Source organism: Halorubrum sp. SP9, from assembly GCF_005435015.1.
GTDB lineage: Archaea > Halobacteriota > Halobacteria > Halobacteriales > Haloferacaceae > Halorubrum > Halorubrum sodomense.
In genome coordinates this window covers 22,133-40,208 of record NZ_SGXU01000017.1, presented here as the reverse complement: position 1 = coordinate 40,208, position 18,076 = coordinate 22,133, and the positions used below count along the sequence as shown (strand labels likewise).

At 58.8% G+C, this 18,076-nt stretch carries 15 protein-coding genes and 1 pseudogene; 4 read left to right on the top strand and 12 right to left on the bottom strand.

What is annotated here, in order from left to right:
* Positions 1–40 precede the first annotated feature (40 nt).
* Both EXE45_RS11030 and EXE45_RS11025 read right to left on the bottom strand, forming a co-directional pair.
* Positions 41–1,723: a hypothetical protein gene (locus EXE45_RS11030; protein ID WP_137694366.1), complete on the bottom strand. Its 1,683-nt coding sequence runs from the start codon at positions 1,721–1,723 to the stop codon at positions 41–43.
* Positions 1,713–2,582 carry an ABC transporter ATP-binding protein gene (locus EXE45_RS11025; protein ID WP_137694365.1) on the bottom strand — a complete coding sequence of 290 codons (870 nt, stop codon included), beginning with the start codon at positions 2,580–2,582 and terminating at the stop codon, positions 1,713–1,715. Before EXE45_RS11025 ends, EXE45_RS11030 begins: the two co-directional genes overlap by 11 nt.
* A 154-nt stretch (positions 2,583–2,736) precedes the next feature.
* Here EXE45_RS11025 and EXE45_RS11020 point away from each other — a divergent pair, with 154 nt between their 5' ends.
* The gene (locus EXE45_RS11020) at positions 2,737–3,099 is read left to right on the top strand and encodes a hypothetical protein (RefSeq protein ID WP_137694364.1); all 363 of its coding nucleotides are present in this window, start codon (positions 2,737–2,739) and stop codon (positions 3,097–3,099) included.
* Positions 3,100–3,447: 348 nt separating this feature from the next.
* Here EXE45_RS11020 and EXE45_RS11015 read toward each other — a convergent pair whose 3' ends face one another.
* The 6 genes from EXE45_RS11015 to EXE45_RS10985 form a co-directional block, all read right to left on the bottom strand.
* Complete coding sequence (locus EXE45_RS11015) at positions 3,448–4,494, bottom strand: hypothetical protein (protein ID WP_137694363.1); 1,047 nt, start codon at positions 4,492–4,494, stop codon at positions 3,448–3,450.
* On the bottom strand, positions 4,491–5,606 hold the full coding sequence (locus EXE45_RS11010) for a S49 family peptidase (RefSeq protein WP_137694362.1): 1,116 nt from the start codon (positions 5,604–5,606) through the stop codon (positions 4,491–4,493). The genes EXE45_RS11015 and EXE45_RS11010 overlap by 4 nt, the downstream gene beginning before the upstream one ends.
* Positions 5,607–5,760: 154 nt before the next feature.
* Positions 5,761–6,648 (bottom strand): hypothetical protein, encoded by an 888-nt coding sequence (locus EXE45_RS11005; RefSeq protein ID WP_321167815.1) that lies wholly within the window; start codon positions 6,646–6,648, stop codon positions 5,761–5,763.
* Between the two features lie 380 nt (positions 6,649–7,028).
* Positions 7,029–7,592 (bottom strand): SHOCT domain-containing protein, encoded by a 564-nt coding sequence (locus EXE45_RS21750; RefSeq protein ID WP_321167814.1) that lies wholly within the window; start codon positions 7,590–7,592, stop codon positions 7,029–7,031.
* A gap of 439 nt (positions 7,593–8,031) precedes the next feature.
* Positions 8,032–8,526: a DUF3592 domain-containing protein gene (locus EXE45_RS10990; protein WP_137694359.1), complete on the bottom strand. Its 495-nt coding sequence runs from the start codon at positions 8,524–8,526 to the stop codon at positions 8,032–8,034.
* 354 nt (positions 8,527–8,880) lie between these two features.
* On the bottom strand, positions 8,881–10,554 hold the full coding sequence (locus tag EXE45_RS10985) for an ATP-binding protein (protein WP_137694358.1): 1,674 nt from the start codon (positions 10,552–10,554) through the stop codon (positions 8,881–8,883).
* A gap of 331 nt (positions 10,555–10,885) precedes the next feature.
* On the opposite strand from EXE45_RS10985, the pseudogene EXE45_RS10980 reads away from it, so the two are divergent.
* Together EXE45_RS10980 and EXE45_RS10975 are read left to right on the top strand one after the other, a co-directional pair.
* Positions 10,886–11,932 (top strand): annotated as a pseudogene (locus tag EXE45_RS10980) (RNA-guided endonuclease InsQ/TnpB family protein).
* Positions 11,933–12,449: 517 nt separating this feature from the next.
* Positions 12,450–13,010 (top strand): hypothetical protein, encoded by a 561-nt coding sequence (locus EXE45_RS10975; protein WP_137694357.1) that lies wholly within the window; start codon positions 12,450–12,452, stop codon positions 13,008–13,010.
* 274 nt (positions 13,011–13,284) lie between these two features.
* Here the strand turns inward: EXE45_RS10975 and EXE45_RS10970 are convergent, their stop codons facing one another.
* Positions 13,285–13,479 carry a hypothetical protein gene (locus EXE45_RS10970; protein ID WP_137694356.1) on the bottom strand — a complete coding sequence of 65 codons (195 nt, stop codon included), beginning with the start codon at positions 13,477–13,479 and terminating at the stop codon, positions 13,285–13,287.
* A 106-nt stretch (positions 13,480–13,585) separates the two neighbouring features.
* On the bottom strand, positions 13,586–14,590 hold the full coding sequence (locus EXE45_RS10965) for a hypothetical protein (protein ID WP_241989468.1): 1,005 nt from the start codon (positions 14,588–14,590) through the stop codon (positions 13,586–13,588).
* 136 nt (positions 14,591–14,726) lie between these two features.
* Here EXE45_RS10965 and EXE45_RS10960 point away from each other — a divergent pair, with 136 nt between their 5' ends.
* Positions 14,727–15,470 (top strand): hypothetical protein, encoded by a 744-nt coding sequence (locus tag EXE45_RS10960; RefSeq protein ID WP_241989467.1) that lies wholly within the window; start codon positions 14,727–14,729, stop codon positions 15,468–15,470.
* A 228-nt stretch (positions 15,471–15,698) separates the two neighbouring features.
* Here the strand turns inward: EXE45_RS10960 and EXE45_RS10950 are convergent, their stop codons facing one another.
* Complete coding sequence (locus EXE45_RS10950) at positions 15,699–16,118, bottom strand: DUF5518 domain-containing protein (RefSeq protein WP_137694355.1); 420 nt, start codon at positions 16,116–16,118, stop codon at positions 15,699–15,701.
* Between the two features lie 390 nt (positions 16,119–16,508).
* A protein-coding gene (locus EXE45_RS10945; protein WP_137694354.1) for an IS630 family transposase occupies positions 16,509–17,530 on the bottom strand; the annotation gives its coding sequence in 2 pieces (ribosomal slippage) (positions 16,509–17,027 and positions 17,030–17,530; 1,020 coding nt in all).
* Between the last annotated feature and the right edge of the window lie 546 nt (positions 17,531–18,076).

Genomic DNA, 18,076 nt, shown 5'->3' with positions numbered 1-18,076 from the left:
CTCGCTACCGCTGTAACTCGCGGCGAATCTCCGAAGGCACCTATCGCAGATTCGCGTAAACCCGCCGCGTCTGTGCGGCGACAACGACGAGGCCGACGCCGACGGCGGCGAAGGCGATGGGGACTCCCAACGCCGTGCCCCGAGCGGTGACGCCGGCGAAGTCAGCGACGAATCCGCCGTTGAGCGGACCGACGTACCACAGTCCGAGATACAAGGCTTCGAACAGCCGAGGCGACCCGGTCCACAGTCCGGCAGCGAGCGCGAGCGACGGCGGGAAGATGACGAGACCTGCCACGCCGATGAGTGCGGCGGGGCCACCCGTGGCCACGGCGACCGCAAACGCCCCGGCCCCGACGACGACGGTGACTAAACAGCCGGCAATCCATTCTGCGACGAGCTGACCGACCGGATAATCGGACGTAAGAATCTGGGGGCAGATCCCGTGGCGGGCGGTCTGTGATCCAATCTGTGACCAAACAAAGAGCGGCCAGACCGCGACCAGCGAAAGCAGTCCCCGGGCAGCCCCCTCGGTGCCACCCCCAGTGAGGGCGATTCCAGTTGGTACGACCGCTAATAGCCCCGCACCGAGGTACCACCAACGCGGTTGTCCGCGGAGAAGCCGTCGCAGTTCCATTGTGAGAACGCGTCGGAAGCCGCCGGCATCGCGACGGGGAACCGGAGGAATCGTGACATCCGCAACAACGGTCGAAGCGGACGAAGCCGAATCAGTCGCGTCCGTCGGAGTTTGCGGATTGGACGCTGTCTGTGCCGCAGTCTCTGAGGGAGTCTCGTCGAAGGGGAGGCGCTGACGTACCTTTGTCACCACCCCGTCGGTCCCTTGGAACCAGTCAAACGGCAGTGCCGCGACCAGCGTCACGGCAAGCCCGACGACGACCGTACCCAATCGCTGGGCGAAGAACCACGCCGGCCACGGGCCTCCCTCGTACCGGAACGTCTGCGCGTTGGATCCCCCCGTCCCGAAGTTCGCAAAGCTACTCTCGAATCCCGGTACCGCGGCCTGTATTGACTCGAAGGTGAGATCGTACGCGAGGGTGAGCCCCACAATATCGAGCGCTTTCACAGTCGTCGGGACAGCGGCCGGGACTGCGGTTTCCGGACGCGCCGACTGGGCGGAGAGCAAAAAAATGGCTCCGAAAAAGTACGCTATCCGACCGAGAGTTCCAGCGAGCGGACTGATCGTGCCAAACAGCATCGCGACCGCGCCAACAAACACGGTAAGTGGTACGACCATCACAAAGACCGGCCAGCTGATGGCAATTGGGTCGGTGGCGCCGACGCCGTAGATCGAATGATTGACGACCGCCGCGCCTGCGAGTACCGCCGCGGTGAGAACGCCGACGGCAATGTTGCTCAGTAGTTTGCCGAGGAGATACACCGGTTTACTGGTCTGTGAACTGGTTACGACCGGGAAGTGCCCGTGGCGGTCATCGCGTTCGAGCGACCCGCGAAGCACGTAGAACCCGGCCAGAAGCATGACCGCTGATCCGGCCATTCCCGCGTTGAGCCCGACGAGGTGAGAGGTCAGCGCGCCGTTGACGTTCGGCCCGTTGGAAACCATATAGAAGACTCCGAACGAACCCGAGTTGATCAGGTAGCCGACGTAGATGACAACGGCAAAAAAGATGAGTAGCTTTCGCGACCGAACGCGAGCGATAAGATCGGCCCGAGCAATCTGATAGGCTCGGCGGACGTCAGTTCGCATGAGTGACTGTTCGGAGATACGCGTCTTCGAGCGATGCGGCGACCTGCTCGGCGTCGGTGGTTGGCGGGTCCTCCGCGACAAGCCGAACGTCAACGCCGTCTGCCCGTCGGACAGTGTTACAGATGGGGAACTCTTGTCGGAGCTGCTCCAGCGTTGACCGAGAGACTCGGCACTCGTAGACCTCGCCGTCGACGGACTGGATCAACGACTCGGTCGGTGCGTGAGTGAGTAGCTGTCCGTCTTCCAGGACGGTAACCGTGTCAGCCGTCGCCTCGATGTCGGCGACGACGTGCGTCGAGAATATCACGACCCGATCGTCAGCGGTGTCGGCCAGCGCGTTCCGCATGCGAACGCGCTCCTCAGGGTCGAGGCCGACGGTCGGTTCGTCGACGACCAACAGCTCGGGGTCGTTCAGCAACGCTTGGGCGATTCCAGCTCGTTGGTGCATTCCACCGGAGAAGGCGTCCAGCCGCCTATCACGCACGTCGGTGAGGTTGACGAGCTCAAGTAACGCTTCGATCCGCGCGCTCGCCGTTTCGGAGTCGAGCCCCCGCAGCGCCGCCACATACTGGAGATATTCCTCAAGCGTTAACATGGGGTAGGTATCGAAATCCTGCGGAAGATACCCGAGCACGCTTCGGACGGTGTCCGGCGATTCGCTCACCCGGGTTCCGTCCCAGTAAATCGCTCCCTCTGTTGGCGCCGTCACTGTCGTGAGCATCCGCATGAGAGTGGACTTCCCGGCACCGTTCGGCCCGACAAGCCCGTGGACGCCAGCACCGAGTTGAAGCGTGACATCTCGGACCCCCCAGATGCCCTCAGAGTACTGCTTACCGAGCGATTCTGTCTCAAGTCGCATATTCACCACAGTGTGTTGAGGTGACATATACGTGGGTCCGGTGTTTCCGGGCCAGTGACAGCGTCGACACAGATCAGCGAAGTAGGAAAATCGGTGTTTCACGTCCCGTAACGGTGACTCAACTTATTACGGACTGGACTTCCACCGTCCGCACATGCCCGCAAGAGAGGCTCATCGCGCTGAACATCGCACAACCGACCACGCAGGAAACCCAGGTACACGTCGAGTTAGCGGTGAGAGTCTGGTACTCAGGAATTACGACGATAGTACGCACGACGTTCACGTCACAATCACCGACCACGACGGCGAGACCGCCTTCACTCGGACCGTCTCCGTCGGTCCACGAGACACCATCAGCATCCAGACCCGTCTCGACCGCGCGGTCTACCGGGTAGACGTCCGACTCGATAACGGTGTGGGCGACCGCGCAGACTGCCTTCTCGGCAGCGATCCGAACGAGTGTGCCAAGATCGAAGCTGGAAACGGCGTGGTTAGCGTCGTTGAAGGGTACTTTTGAACGGCTGGCGTGTGCTGGCGGACAGCGAGTGAGATTTGAGAGTTCGTCTCGGTCTGGGGAACAGTTGACGGCCCTGTATCGTCGCCAAAGCTGTCACTAACCAATACAAACGCGTCTCGAATGCGAAGATGACAGCCCACGGCGGAGTCCCTCCTTGGCCGCCCGAGTATCCCGTCGACCGGATTGACGCGGCCGCGGACAGATTCGACAAGGTTGTACAAGGCTCTTATTGGAATCGGTTAGCCGCGACTCACCCCGTTGGTTTCTCCGGACATCACGAACGGCATCGGCGGTTAGTCCTACGGGAGCGTTCGATCAAAAATTCACGCAGCGGCTGATGAACTGATACTAAGCCGTCGCGTTCTCCGGCGGCTCAGGCGGCGTCGGGCCACCGGGCGGCACACTCCCGCCTGGCGGAGTACCGCCGCCCGGTCCGGTCGGCGGTCCGAACGACACGTCAGGCGCGTCACCGCTCACGAGGAAGTCCGCGAGGTTCCCGATGAAGACGCCGTTATCGGCGCGACGGGCGTTTTCGGGCGCGAGGAAACTCGAGTCTCCGACCACAGCGAGTGACTCGCTCCGTACTGCGACCGTGTATGAGCCGGGCTCCCGAGTGGTGGAACGCCGCGACGTCTCCGCCGTCGTGAGCGCTGCCGAGTCGTCGGCGGAGCCCACAGACGCAGCACCGCGAAGGACGACCTGCTCAACCCCGTCAGTGAGCGGTGTCGACTCGGGTGGTTCAACGAGGACGCTGAGGTAGCTCGCGTCGTTGTGCTCCATGTCGTACACGTAGCCGGCGTCACCGTAGACACCGAACGGGGAGCCGAAGTCGGTCAATGCCCCGGCGCTGCCCGGGTCGCTTGCGACGAGGGTTCGACCACCCGCATCAACGAATGAGTTGACGGCATCAGCGTCCGGTCCCGAGAGTGCGCCGGGGGCGGTCGTCACGAACGCGTCCGCGTCAGCGAGCAGCGACTGGAGCCGCTCACCACTGCCGATGCCGCCGTAGAACCGAACCTCGTGGCCGTTCTCGATGAGTGCTGTGGTAAGCGGTGTGACGCCACGCCGTTCACCACCGAGCGTCCCGATATCTGCCTCCGTAGGGACGTTACCGTCCTCAACCGGCAGCACTGGTAGCCCGCCACCGGCGCCAGTCGTGCTGCTTCCAAGGTGGACGATGACCGTGTTCGACGGCTCGTTGCTCTCCATTTCGATCTCACCGCCCTCGCTGACGGTCTCCGGTTCGACGACGTCCAGTCGCCAGTGGTCGTCTGCGACGGGCTCAGTGTCTGGCGGGGCCGCATCTAAGAGGACGCCACCGGCTGCGGCGACGCCGACAACAGCCAGGAATACGAGCGCGAATACGCCGATTGCTGTTCGGAGATTCACGCTCATGCGGCCTCACCCCCGTTCGTCGCGTCGGGATCGTCGTGTTGCGCGCCGGTGTCGTCGGCGTTCGTCTCGCTAACGGGTTGGTCCGCGGTCAGTCGTCCGGTGTAGCTTGTCATAACTATCTCCTCGCCGACGGTCTCGTCCCACGTTTGCGGCGCCACCGCGAGAATGAGGTCGTCGTTGAGACCGCTTTCAGAGTCGTCGACAACGACGACGGTGCCGTCGTCCTGTTGTAACAGCGGAATGCTCCTCGGAACGCGAGTTTCGGTGCGACGCGTGTCGACCGCGTAGTCGTCGATACCGGCTTCGGCCGCGGCGTCGGCGACTGCTCCATCAACGAACCCGAACCGGTCCGCGAATCCGTTGGCAACGGCCTCGGTTCCGAGGTATGCGTCGGCATGTGCGATCGCTTCACGGTCGAGTTCGATCTCGTCGCCGCGCTGTTCGATCACGTTCTCGATGAAGAGGTTGGCGAGTGTTTGTCGGCGCTCACGTTGTGCGTCCGGATCGCTACCTCGTTTGTCCGGGCCGGTCGTACCCGCGTTCGGTCCGTTTGGAGCCGGCGCAGCCCCCGCAACACCGACGCTGCCGACCGCCTGCGCGGACGGAGCAACGTAGATGCGATCGGCGGGCGCAATCGCGAGATACGCGCCGGACGCACCGAGCGTATCTACCGCGGCGTACACCGGCATCACCGAGGCGGTTCGGTCAACCGCAGCGTACATCCGTTCGCTCTGTGCTGGCAGGCCGCCACCGCTGTCGACCTCCAGGACGACCGCCTGGATGGAGTCGTTCATGCGGGCGTCACGGAGGTTGTCCTCGACATGTTGTGCTGTCGACGAGTCTATCGCTCCGTCGATTTCGATCACGGCGACGGTGCCGTCCGGACCGGTTACGGCGCCGAACACGCTGGGAGCGACGAACAGTCCCGCAGCAAGCGCCAGCATCACTGCGACACCGACGGCGTGCCGAGTGGTGATTCGGTCGACGATCGACCCCGAGTCGGACCGAGGCGGAGCACGGTCCGGAGTCGGCGGCGAGCGCCGCTCGGGTCGCGTGTCGGTGTCGGAAGTCGAGTCACCCGGCGGTTCCGAGGAGTCCTTCTCAGAACTCATTGTGCGGTCCCCGATCGGTACTCTCCTCGTATCTGTGGTTTTTGTCGGTCTCGCATCGTCGCCTTGATAGCGCGGTGACCGAGTTTTGGGGTGGCTGCGTCGGAGCCACACTGGAAGCGATGCCGTGTGTCGGGAGTGGGTGCGATGTTGGAACTCATGAGTCTGACAGCGACTCGACGTCGCCAACGCTCACGCCAGTTACCGCCGCATGTGGCGCGAATACGTTGCCGTCCGCGGCAGCGTCGAGTATCACGGTTCGGCCGTGTCTGGAGATGGTTGCGTCACTAAATGAGGACTCGCCGTCGCGGGCGGCACGCGCGATCGCCTCAGCCGTTTCTCTGTCCAGTCGCTTCGGATCGGCTACTGCGCCGTAGCGAAACGTCGTCCTCGGAGCGTCGACGGCGTCGCGCTGGAGTGTCGCCGGCGCGGCCGACGGAGACCCCTCATGTCCTGAGGCGGTGGGGGGCACAGTACAGGCGACCCCGACCGCGCTTGCCGCATCAACCGCTGTCCGGAGGGCTTCCGGTGCGCCCGAGAGTGTGCGTCGCAGATACTCCCGCGTCTCTGTCCCCAGGTCGACACAGATCGTTGCGTCTCCGTGGAGTCGTGACGGGAGCGATCCGTAGTCCGTGTCTGTCGGTGAGTGTCCCGTGTCGCGACCGCTGATACCAGCGTCGCGGTGGGCCACCGCACCGCTAATCGATACGGCGTGCCCGATGACAACTTCGTCCGCGCGGACACCAAGCGCCGTGGTTGCGCGTTTCGATTCGAACCGCGTAAAGCCGGCCTCGGTGGCTGGCTCCCGGATGAGATCGGCGTCACTGGCAAGTTCTCTACGGAGTGTCCCTGCGTCGATATCACCGACGACGACAACACAGCCCTCGGGGCCCTCTGTCGTGAGTGCGGTTCCGCCAGCCACCTGCCGGAGTCGGTCAAGCGATACGCTGTCGTACCGAGAGAGGAGGTCACGGATCGGGGCCGCAACCCTCTGTGGGACCCCCGTCATCGTTACCAGGCTCGGGTCAAACCGCGCAGTAACCACGGTGTCAACTCCCCGTGATGTAACTGCGGCCGGCTTGTACACCCCGTTAGCAACCGCTGAGCGGAGTTGCTGCGGAGGGCCGTGATTGGCCGAGCCACCAGTCGCCGCTCCTGTTTCACCGGCCGCGTTGACTGCGAGCGTTCCAGCGGGCGGGGGTTCTGAAGTCAGTGCTCCAATGGGCCTACTAACACCGAGCCCAGTTGCCACGAGCGCACCGAAGCGCTTCGCGAACGTCCGTTTGGAGGGCATCATTTTAGAAGACGTGCGCTCAGTAATAATGCTCCGAGACGCGTTTCAGGTTCGGAAGCACATCCGTTGGACGAGTGCCCAGACAGCCAACGCAGAGAACTGTAGAATCGAGTTACTGGAGCCGTCTACAGTTACTTTTCGACATCTTCTAAGACCGAATCTTCTTCCAGATGCGATGGCGCGTCATCTCTGTCGGACTCGAGGAGCCGTTCGACTTTGTCTTCAAATTCCGCATCGCTGAGCTCTCCGCTTGCGTATCGCTCTTGGAGTGTTGACAACGCATCATCCGCAGAGTCGGTGTCGTGACTGTCGCCCGGAACGTCTCCCGAATCCGCGGCCGCCCACAGCGGGTACTGTTCCGGATCGTACTCGTCGGTATCGGGCGGTACCTCCTTGATTGCGAATTCAAGCACGCCAGACACGATCATTCCCGCGATCAACGCCGTGTACCACACTGCCGGAGTGAGTACATACACTCCGGCGACGGTCACAAATCCGACCACAAGTGAGACCGGATGATCGTCTAGTTGATCGAAGATGGAGGGCATAACCATGCCGACAATTACCAGTCGTGGCTCAAATAAATACGGATAAATGTTCTCGACCAGAAGCGTACTACCAGCGTACAAAACGCTGATGCCCCCTGTCCCTCCGGCCCTCAAAGGAGGTTCGTCCCCGTAATCTGCGGAGGGCATCAGCAACTACACGTATGCCACTGTTTCACAAAAATCGATCGACGCTCAGGCGCTTAGTGTAGACCCTGTGTAACTGAAGTACGCTAATACCGAAGATACGCTCCGCTACCGATACAGATCGTAGCGATGAGTAACAATCCACCACTAAGAACATTCCTCAGCGTGCCTGAAACCCCAGGATTTGCGACGATGTTGAAAGCCTGCTGAAACACAATTAGTTGGAATACTAGTAGAAGACTTCCTCCAGAAACCAACAACTGACTCTTCGAGCTTCTGTTCATAATTCAGCCAGTATCCGGTAATTGTATAGGTGTTATCTACGCTCTCTGGCTCGGAAACAGAAAAATAGTATCCGGTTCCCAGGCTGAATATTTCTGATGACCAACGTACTTAATCTGCCTCACGCCCAATTACTCATCCTCAGCGCAGTTTCAGCGTGTCAGAGTTTCCTTACGGCGGAAACTGTTGCGAAGAGGGTGAATACTCCGCCAAGCACAAACGCGATGATCGGTGCGTTCGACGTTTGATTTTTCAAAAACGCATCTCCCGGCTCGTCGGGAGAAACATATGCGGTTGTCTGTGTGCCCTGTTCGTACTCTTCAATGGCTGATTCGGCGCCTGACTGCGTTTCGTAGTTCTGTTCAATATCTGCTGGATAGATTTTTGTCCCAGTATATTCAGTTCCGTTATACGTGTACTCAAACTCGACCACCGGATCGAAATTCGCACCCGGGTTTGATGACGTTCCGCTGTCAGTCTCAATGTCGAGTTCGGTGATAGTTGCATCAACCTCAACCGACTCTCGAACTGCCTCCGTCTGTTGAACGTAATCGTATCCCCCGTAACTGATGATAGCAATCCCAATGAGGATGTACAGCAACGCACCTTTGAGGCTATCGGGGCCATTAATGTTCACACCTGAATCGTCGCTCATACTGTCAATCACCACCAGGCCGCTTACAGTTGAGAGACAGCCGGGCGTTGCTACGGGGTTCAGTTGACTGCGGACTGACCTGCTCACACCACCGAGAGCGGTATAGCAGGCGAAGCAGCAAGAGTTGCTGTAGCCGTCGTCCGAATGTCCAATCTTCTTGTTGGAGGGCTGAATACATCGCTCTAGCAATAATTCACCTAGCAACTAAAAATTGTATATCATCACTGTACACAACCTACCCGAACATGGTTTTCGATTCAATGGGATCGGCGGAGCCACGGAGGACCACCGCGTGTGGACACGTCGTGTCTGAGATTGTCATAGCCTTCGAAAGCTCCGATGTCAAGACGCCTATCACCTACTGTGATTGCCGTCTGAGTCTTGCGGCATCGACTCTCTATTCCGATGAAAACGAACGACTACGGTAGTGCCTGTGGTACCAGTAGATTGAAACTCAAGTTCAGCGCCCAGTTGGCTTACTGCCCAATTAACGAACCAGAGTCCAACACCAAGTCCGTGCTCGAGTTGCGTTTCACTCGATTCGGTCAACAATTCACGTTCTCGGTCCGGAATCCCGGGACCGTTGTCTGCGATCCGGAGCTGCGGGACATCATCAGCGGTCGTTTCGACCTCGATATCGACTCGTGCGGGGTCGTCTGAGTGAACGATAGCGTTCTCGACGAGTTCAGTCATGAGCCGACGCACAACGGTTCGGTAGGAGGTCAACTGTAGCCGCTCCGGTGCGGTGACCGAGATGCTGCTATCCGGATAATCATCGCGGGCCGTCGCGGCGACTTCGTGGGCGACAGCAGCAATGTCGACCGTTGACGGAGCGCTAACGCTATCGGTCATAACCGCTTCGGCCTCCCGCGCTTTCCGACTGACCGAGGCGAGCTCGCTGGCACTATCTCGAATGGCTGTCCGGTGCGTGTCATCTTCGACGTGATCCGCATGCGCCAAGATCACGTCGAGTTTGTTCCGGGCGTTGTGTCGGAGCACTCGATTGAGTACTGAGAGCCGCTGTTCACGGGTTCGCTGGTCAGTCACGTCTCGGAAGACAACTGTCCGTGCCACAGGCTCCTCATCGCTGTCGCTCGTATCGCGTTCGACGTCGGAGACCGTGTATTGAAATTGGCGTCGACCCTTCGTCGTTCGGAGCGAGACGACCTCAGTTGTACCGGCTGATAGATTTGTCGCGTCAAATCCGTCAACGGCCGCGTTGAGTGGCGTCCCGATCACGTCTCGTGTCGTCCAGCCAAACAAGCCCTCGGCTGTCTCATTAGCGTCGAGGATATTTGATTCCCAGTCGACAACGACGACCGCCTCCTGAAGCGATTCGACGACGCGTGACCGCGCGACATAATCCGCTTTCGGGAACCCCGTCAATACCGGATAGCGTTGAATCGCAACGGCAAGGAGCGCTCCCGAAACCAACAATCCGCCTGTGACTCCATCAATAACAGAACTCCCGTCGAGCCAGCCACCAATAACGTATGGTGCTGCGATTGCTCCCAGCTGGATCCCGACCTGTGTTCTTGAAACACGCCCGTGGTTCCAACCGTACCTGAGGAAGAGAAACGCTGCGTAGACGAAAATTATGAACATCAAGAATAATTCAGTGCCGACGAGCGACGCGAGTGAGCGACGAATCTCCTCTCTCGTCGGATCACCCTCAAACGTGGCTGCTGCTCCGATTAGCGGGAGCGCAAGGAGAACAAACAGCGCCCCTCGGAGGAGAGTAAATCCTGTCTCTCGGCCGATATACCCGAGCACGTAGACTAGCCATATCGCGGGAAGAAACACGACCGGGATGACCTGCGCGATAGCGGCCAAATTCGATCCGACCCCCCACGCGTTCGGAAATTCTGAAATCAGCGAAAGTAGCGCCCACAACGACAGACTGCCGGTCATTATCGCAAAGGGGACCGCATTTGGCGGAAACCGATCCTGCGCAGTTTTCCATGTTACCCACGTCAGGAGGCCAACAGCAACGACATCAACGGCAACTGAGGGTCCTAATGAGAGCATTAGTGGAGGGCGTTCGCTTTCGGATTGTTAAATGGAAGCGCGTTGAACCGCTGGCCAATATTCGACGTCATTGCGGTCACTCACGCTGGTTGTTCTAGTGATTCATCTATAATTTTATCATGTCTGTTACTGGCCCGGAAACACAAATACGTGCGTCGAGTTCCTCTCACGACCGAAGCTGTGGGCTTCCTCCTGTTACAGCGGTAGCGAGGCGAAAGCCAACCCCTGAAGGGGTGGGATGAAGCCGATAACTGGGAAGCGAACCACGGGTGTCGGCCTGTCCGATATTCCCACGTTTTAAACTTTCCAGACATACGTTACGGTTGTAACCGTGGTCACGACGACCATCACCACGACGTTTCACAACCCATCCCGCGAGCGCCGCAGGGAGTGGCAACGCGCCACTCACCTGTACCGCGACACCAAGCAGTTCTGTATCGACGGATGGGAAGCCGACGAGTTCGGAATGAGTGTGACCACGGCCAGCATCGACAACGACCTGTATTCGGCCATCCAGAATCAGGCCATCCGCGAAGCCAAGTTTGACTACAAGAAGGACGGCATCGTGGAGTACCACGCCAGCCAGCCGTTCGCGGTCAACAACCAGAACTGGGATATTGACCGCACCGAGAACGGGTCGGTCGTCGTCGGCTTCCCCTGTATCTCGGGGTGGTGGTACACACCTATCGACGTGTACGACGACATAGCCGACGACGTCGCCCGGCTCGTGGACGGCGAGGCTGACAAGTCCCGGTTACAGGTGTACCGCCAGGGCGACGACTGGTTCTGTACGTTCACCGTCGAGTACGACGCTGAAACTGGTGACGAGACGGCAATCGGCGTGGACATCGGCCACAACCACCTGCTCGCCGTCGACGCTGAAACGGGTGAGTCGATGCTGGTGTCCGGTCGTGAGGCGAAATACGTCCGGCGCAAATATCGTTCCCTACGCGAGTCGCTGTCGGAGGCGGGTGCGCTTCGCGCACGGAACCGCGTGGGTAACAAAGAGGGGCGCCAGATTCGTGACCTCAACCACAAAGCCTCCCGTCGCCTCATCGACTGGGCACAGCAGTTCGAGAATCCCGTGTTGAAAATCGAGGACTTGGAAGGTATCAGAGCCGGGAGTGACTGGCGTGGTGTCCACTCGTGGCATTTCTAACAGCTACAGGAATTCATCGTCTACAAGGCAGAGCAGGCCGGGATTCGCGTCGAGGAGATTGACCCGTTCCAGACGAGTCAACGCTGTTCGGCCTGCGGTGCTGAAGGCTCGCGTGACGGCGACCACTTCTCGTGTTCCGAGTGCGACCGTAGCCGCCACGCTGACCTGAACGCTGCTGAGAACATCCGACAACGGGAGGGAGAACCATGTACGGCGTAGCACTTCGGGTGCCGCGAACCGTGCGGCCTCGTGGATTGAACACTCTACCGTCTGCTTCGCAGACGCCCGGCGTGACCGGGGAGGAAGGCCGCGTTGACCCGGCTGTATGCGCTGGAAAGCACGTCCGGGGTCGTAACCGGGCGGCGACCGCTGACGCGGGACGCGAAAGCGTACCTCCCCACCGAGGAAACGCGCAACCTGAATATCCCCTTCGGGGAATCCCACCTCTTTAGGGGTGGGAGGAGGTCAACGAGGTAAGCACCGTACGTACCGGTGACGCGGTGCCGACCGCCGCGCAGGTTGTAGTCTATCTCGCTGACGGGTCAGTTGACTTCGATCTCGACGAAGACTGTCGCGTTCGGCGCTACGACGCGAGCGATACAGAACCGACACGGTGACCGCGACAGTCGTGCCGCTGAAAGCTTCACAGGAGTGTGACAAAGCCATTAATCCTCACCGTGTTTCTCCGCCCGAGACACGGAACAGGAAGTATACCGGAGACGACCGACCAGCCGGTATGACAGACGACGCCTCTACGGGCGGGCCCAGCTCCGAGGTTGACCGGAGTACGTCACACCCCGACACTTACTCGGATCGGGCGTACACGTGGCTGTCACGAAATGGGCTCTACGTCTGGGCCGGGATTTCTGTAGTGGCGATAGCGCTCGCAGCACTTGCCGTCCCGCTTTTGGCCTTCGGGTCATTGGCGGCGATCGGCGGAGAAGAGTCGATACTCGCCGGCGGAACCGCCATCGTTCTCCTCTGTACCGTCTTGCTACTCGGTTTGGCAGTCGGACTACTCAGTTACGCCTACTTAGAGGTAGATCGTCGGGGGATCCCGTTCGTCAGAGACGGCGGTGCGCGAACGCTAGCCTATGATAGCATCCGAACGATAGAGACGGTCGCGGCGGGAACGTTCATCGGCGGACTCCTCACAGTGCTCGGACTAGCGGTTTCAGTGGGTACTGTTCCGACGATACTCTCAGTTACCGTGCTAGCAGCCGCAATCGGACTCCCGGTGACAGTATTGGTACACGCAGTCGGGCGCTTTATGTTGTTTGTTGCTGACACGGGCTAGGAACCCACTATCGAACGAACACTCCCGAAACTCCTTGATACCGGTTAGCTGGTCTCGTTTGTCTGCCCGGGATCCGAGAACGACCCTCCGACTCGAAGCGCGATCGGTTCGCTTTCGTCGCTCGAGCCAATGGAAATAGCGACGAGTTCCCCTTCAGTATTAGTGAATCGGATTTCACGGTTCTGTTTGCTTTGCTGAAAGCCTATTTTCCAGACACATTATTGACTGAAACAGTTGGTCGGTGAAGAATGGGTGTTGGCTGAATGTGTCAGAACTAGGCCTTCGTCCTAAGATAGAGCATCGCAATTCCAAAAACGAAACCGCCGCCAGTTCCGCTGACGGCCGCACTAGTCAAATCACCGTCGAAGAGGACCGTTTCAATGGTACTAACGACGACGACCCAGACAACAACGTTCGTGAAGACGTATACCCACGGATTCTCCAAATCGAAACGGCGGACCGCATCCATACCTCAATTACTGACTTCAATAGGAAATACGTTCCCTGTACTGAGCGATCCGAGAGTTCCCTGTATTGACAACAGCCGCGGCGGAGTCTATAACCTGTTAAGGATTTCAACGGAGTCGTTCTGTTGTATGTCGATCGCGAGTCCCACGGGGTGACAACGTGTTTCGAGGCTCAACCGAGGAGATCACCGAACGCGTCCGCTGTTTCGGCGTAACGGGCCGGTCGCTCTGGTCGAACCCCCCGTAGGAAAGTTCCGCGACGTACACCTTCCCGTCGTAGCGCACCAGCCAAGTGCCGTCGTAGCGGTCAGCCTCAATCGCCGACTCCGCCGAGAACTGGTCCATTACGGACCGGAACGCTTCGTCGTCGGTATCCTCGGCGTAGTAGACGCTGTCGATCGCCTCGTTCACCACCGACCGCTCGGCCCCCGAGAGCCCCGACAGCCTGAATAGGTGCTCACCGCGGAGCTGCTGAGCGTACGCGGTGGGACTGTCGGCGACCTTGCTGACGGTGTAACGATAGCGGGTCAGCGTCACCTCCCTGCGCTCCTCCAGTACGAAGGGGTAGACGGTGCCGTTGTGCCGAACGGCGCTGTACTCGCCGGACAACAACACGCTCTCGTTGGTCTCCGCTATCGTGTACTCCTCCGAGATGGCGACATCGGGGCCAGGCCTGAGCCGGGACTCGCGCTCGCTCACGGCCGTGAGTAGATCACCCAGCAGCCGGCGGTCACGCTCGGAGAGTTCCTCGAAGCCGACTGTCTCGTCGGCTGGCGCCGTCCCGTTGAGGTCGACGCCGACGGCGAACGCGGTCCCGGGCTCGGTGCCGGTGACGTTCCAATCGATCTCGTAGTAGCTGCCCTCGTACGCGAGCGGCAACCCCCTCTGGACCGGCGGATCAGTGGCTCTGGCTGTCCCCGAGCCGTTCTCGATCGCCTCCCGAACCACCCCTCGGTCGTCGGGAGCCGGACTGTCCACGACGGCCGGCCGGCTGGCGGCTTCTGCTATCTCCGCGTCGTCCGCGGTGTTCAGTGACAACGATCCCGTTGCTGAGCAGCCTGCGAGCGCAACGAGCGCCAGCAGACTCAGCGCCGCGAGCGCTTTACGTTCCATATCGAAAGCCGGTCTCTCTCTGGAAAATATCCGGGGGCTGCGTTACACGTCCCGCAACAGCAGACATGAACAGCCGAGTTTCAGATAGCGAAACGCGTCAGTACAATGTATCAAGTCGACACGAGACGGATCTGGCGTGACACTCAACATTGGTTCATCGCTTGCTGGAGGAATCCGTCGTGTCGCGAATCGTAACGGCTTGGTGTTGCTGATCGCATATTTGATGATCGGGGCTGCGTGGCAGATTCCATTCTATAGCGCCGTCGTCACGGGGCTTGAGCGGTCAGGTACGCCGACAGAGAACGTGGCTCTCCCGGCAGTCGACGCCCCGCTTGCCGTTTCCGTGAGCGCAGCCATCCTCATGTTGCTAGGGCTTCAGTGGCTCACGGTTGTCACAATTCGAACGCTTGTCGGCGGTCATACACGGACAATTCCGTCAGAGTACTACACGCGAAACATTGTGTCGGTCCTCCTGAACTCACTCGTTGGTGGGCTCGTATACGTGGTTCTCATGTTAGTCGGATCAGTGCTTTTTGTTATTCCCGGGATCATCGCATACGTCGCGTTCATCTTCGTGCTCGTGTATGTCGCGGTAGAAGACAAGAACTTCATCGCCGGCTTTCGAGATAGCTGGCAGCTAACGCGCGGCCATTGGCTGCGACTGTCCGGATTATTATTGATAATTGTCGCTGGGATTGGGCTCATCTCAGGCGTGTTAACAGCCATGACATCGTTAGTGGTCGGTGCCACCGTCGGGCAAGGAATAGGAATCCTACTGTCAGGCGTTGTCGGACTCCCGTTTTCGCTACTCATGCTTGCGACCCTGGCAGAAGCATTCACCCAACTGCGAGAGAGTCAAAAAGGGATGGTGACATCGTAGGTTGTAGTGACTGGAATCGCGGTGGAATGTACACTTACTGCTCACGGGTATTTTTGTGGTCCTTGCGGCTGGTGCCTACGAGCGGACAAAAAATTTGACTGTGCCAAACATGGCGCACGCGGGCTACTGGCTCATGTTTACCACTATTTAGCTGGAGTTGGGGCGAAATCTTCCTTCTCGATCAGCAACGGCGGAAGCAAGGCGTTCGAATAGCCCAATATCGATTAATTAAGATGCTTGGTTGACACCGAAACCAGCGACAGTGTGTGCTGCCCAGCCACCAATCCGACCAAAAATCAGGCCGAACACCGGCGAGAGACACAGGAGCATCCCGGCGGCGATAAGGAAGAACACGATCGTGTTGAGTGACCACGCTACAGCCGTGGCTTCTGTAAGGACGAATCCAGATACGGCAACCACACCGCCCAGAAAGCCAGTACGGAGGCCAGCAGCACTCGGCTCTACCGACCGCTGAGCTGCGATGGCGCCAGCGATTATTGGTCCAACTATCATCACCCCGCCACCGGCGGTCGCTTCAGAGTTCGGGAGCCAATTTATTACGACAGATGCGGGTAGTGCGGCTATTGTTCCGAGAACCGCAACCCGCCAGACTTGAGAAGTTCGACGGCCTTGGGTAGTTGAGGGCATACACTGTCTTCTACAACTGTGTATATAATCCACTTTGTGGGTTGCTGACTCTGAAACGGAATAGACTGACACTGCTCTGTTGAATCCGCAGAAGGTGTCGAAGTCTGTGTATCCTGTCTCGGTTTATGATACCAATAGAATTCGGAGGCGGACTCTTCCCAAGAAGCGAGAGGGCCGAACTCACTGGGTGGATCGATCCCAGCTATCGACCGCAAAGAGCGGGATAAGTGGAATTCCGTAGTGGAATACCGAGCGTTCAAGTACAGAGGACATCGCTTTTCGCTGCACATTCTCGAATATAGTAGTGGGCTTCGCTCCGTGCTACAGATAGCACGCCTCGTGCTAACCGGACAAAGTTCCGACAGGATAATCCCATTTAGCGTGTGATACTCAGAGACAGAGATATTGATACACTCCCGGTGAATCAATTGTTTCGAGTGCTGACCAGATTGCTGAGCGAATCTCACCGAGCGTCCCGAAGTAGCGGTTTCCAAGAGCTTGTTTGAGTCGCTTCCAGTACTCTTCGGTCGGATTCAAATCCGGCGATCCTGTCGGGAAATACACTAACTCAATTGGTTCCTCGGCGGCGAAGTTCTTCACCGCCTCGGCGGTGAAGTACGTCGCTTGATCCAACAGCACGACCAGTTGCTCACCGAACTCTGCTTGGAGATGCTTCAGAAAGCGGATCGTCACCTCGCCGGTGAACGATCCGCCACACTCCAAGACCGTCGTGTCCCCGTGCTCGGTGACTGCCCCGAGGAGATTCACTCCTTTGCGAGAGGCCGACACGCCGACTGTCGGCCTCTCGCCAACCGGATACCACGCCCTGTAGAGGTCAGCACCAACTGCTTTCCGCGTTTGATCAATCGTGACGACGATTGCATCCTCGTCACGCCGTCCTACTTTTTTTCGACTGTTTCCTCGAACTCTTCGCGTTCGGCTTCGTCAGCAGAGGCTGGTTCTGGCCGGGGTCTCTTCGGCGAGACCCCGGCCTTGTGCATGAGTCTGCGGACGTGCCGGCGGGAGAATGCAACGTCGAACGTCCTGATGAGGTACTGTTGAGCGAGAGCCGTACTCCACGCTGGTGCATCGTAGCCAGCCTCTTCGGGTGGATCGTGGAGAACAGCGGCGAATTGGTCGAACTGGTCGTCACTGAGTTCAGAGGGACGACCGGGTCGAGAATCATCGTAGAGCGCGGCCTCGAAGCCGCGCTCTTCGAACCGATTCAACCAGTTGTAGACGGTCTGGCGATCCCACCCGTACTTGTTTTCGATCTCAGCTGGCGAGAGCCCTTCGAGATACTCGCGTGCGGCTGTGAGACGTTTGATCGCTTTCGGATCGGTCTCGTCCGCGAGTTGCTCGCGGACTCGACCTTTCGTCAGGTCGGGGATCTTGTTCCCTTCCTTCGTCACACCGGTGCCTGTTGCTCCAGAGTGTCAAGATTTCCGACCGGCAGTATATATATTCAGCTCCGATTATGGTGAATACAGAGTGCTTATTGACCTCTGACACTCCTACCAGCTCAAAGAAATATTGTGAAGGTTGTGCGAGATACAAAACGTGTATACCCCGGTACGAGGCTGTGAAATTCAATTTATCGAGTTGCTACGGACTATAATGGCGAGGATAAGAGTTAATTCACGTCCTGTTGAGCGCTCAGTATGGAAAACCGACGTAACCTGTATGTAGCCGCGTTTGTTGGGGCGTCGTTATCGTACATTTTCAACGTCCTTGCGTTTACAGGTACGTTCGATGCCTTTCGTTGGTTCGTGTTCGCCGTGATCTTTCTTGGATTCACGTACGGGTTCGAGAAGTTCATCCGCTGGCAAACTGACTCGGTTTGATTCCCTCTGCAGCCTGTATACTCTTCATCGACCAGATGTTTCAGTCGATAATATGTCTGATAAATAAGATTTCTACAGAGCCGGTGAGGAAGATATCACGGTGGATTTTCTGCG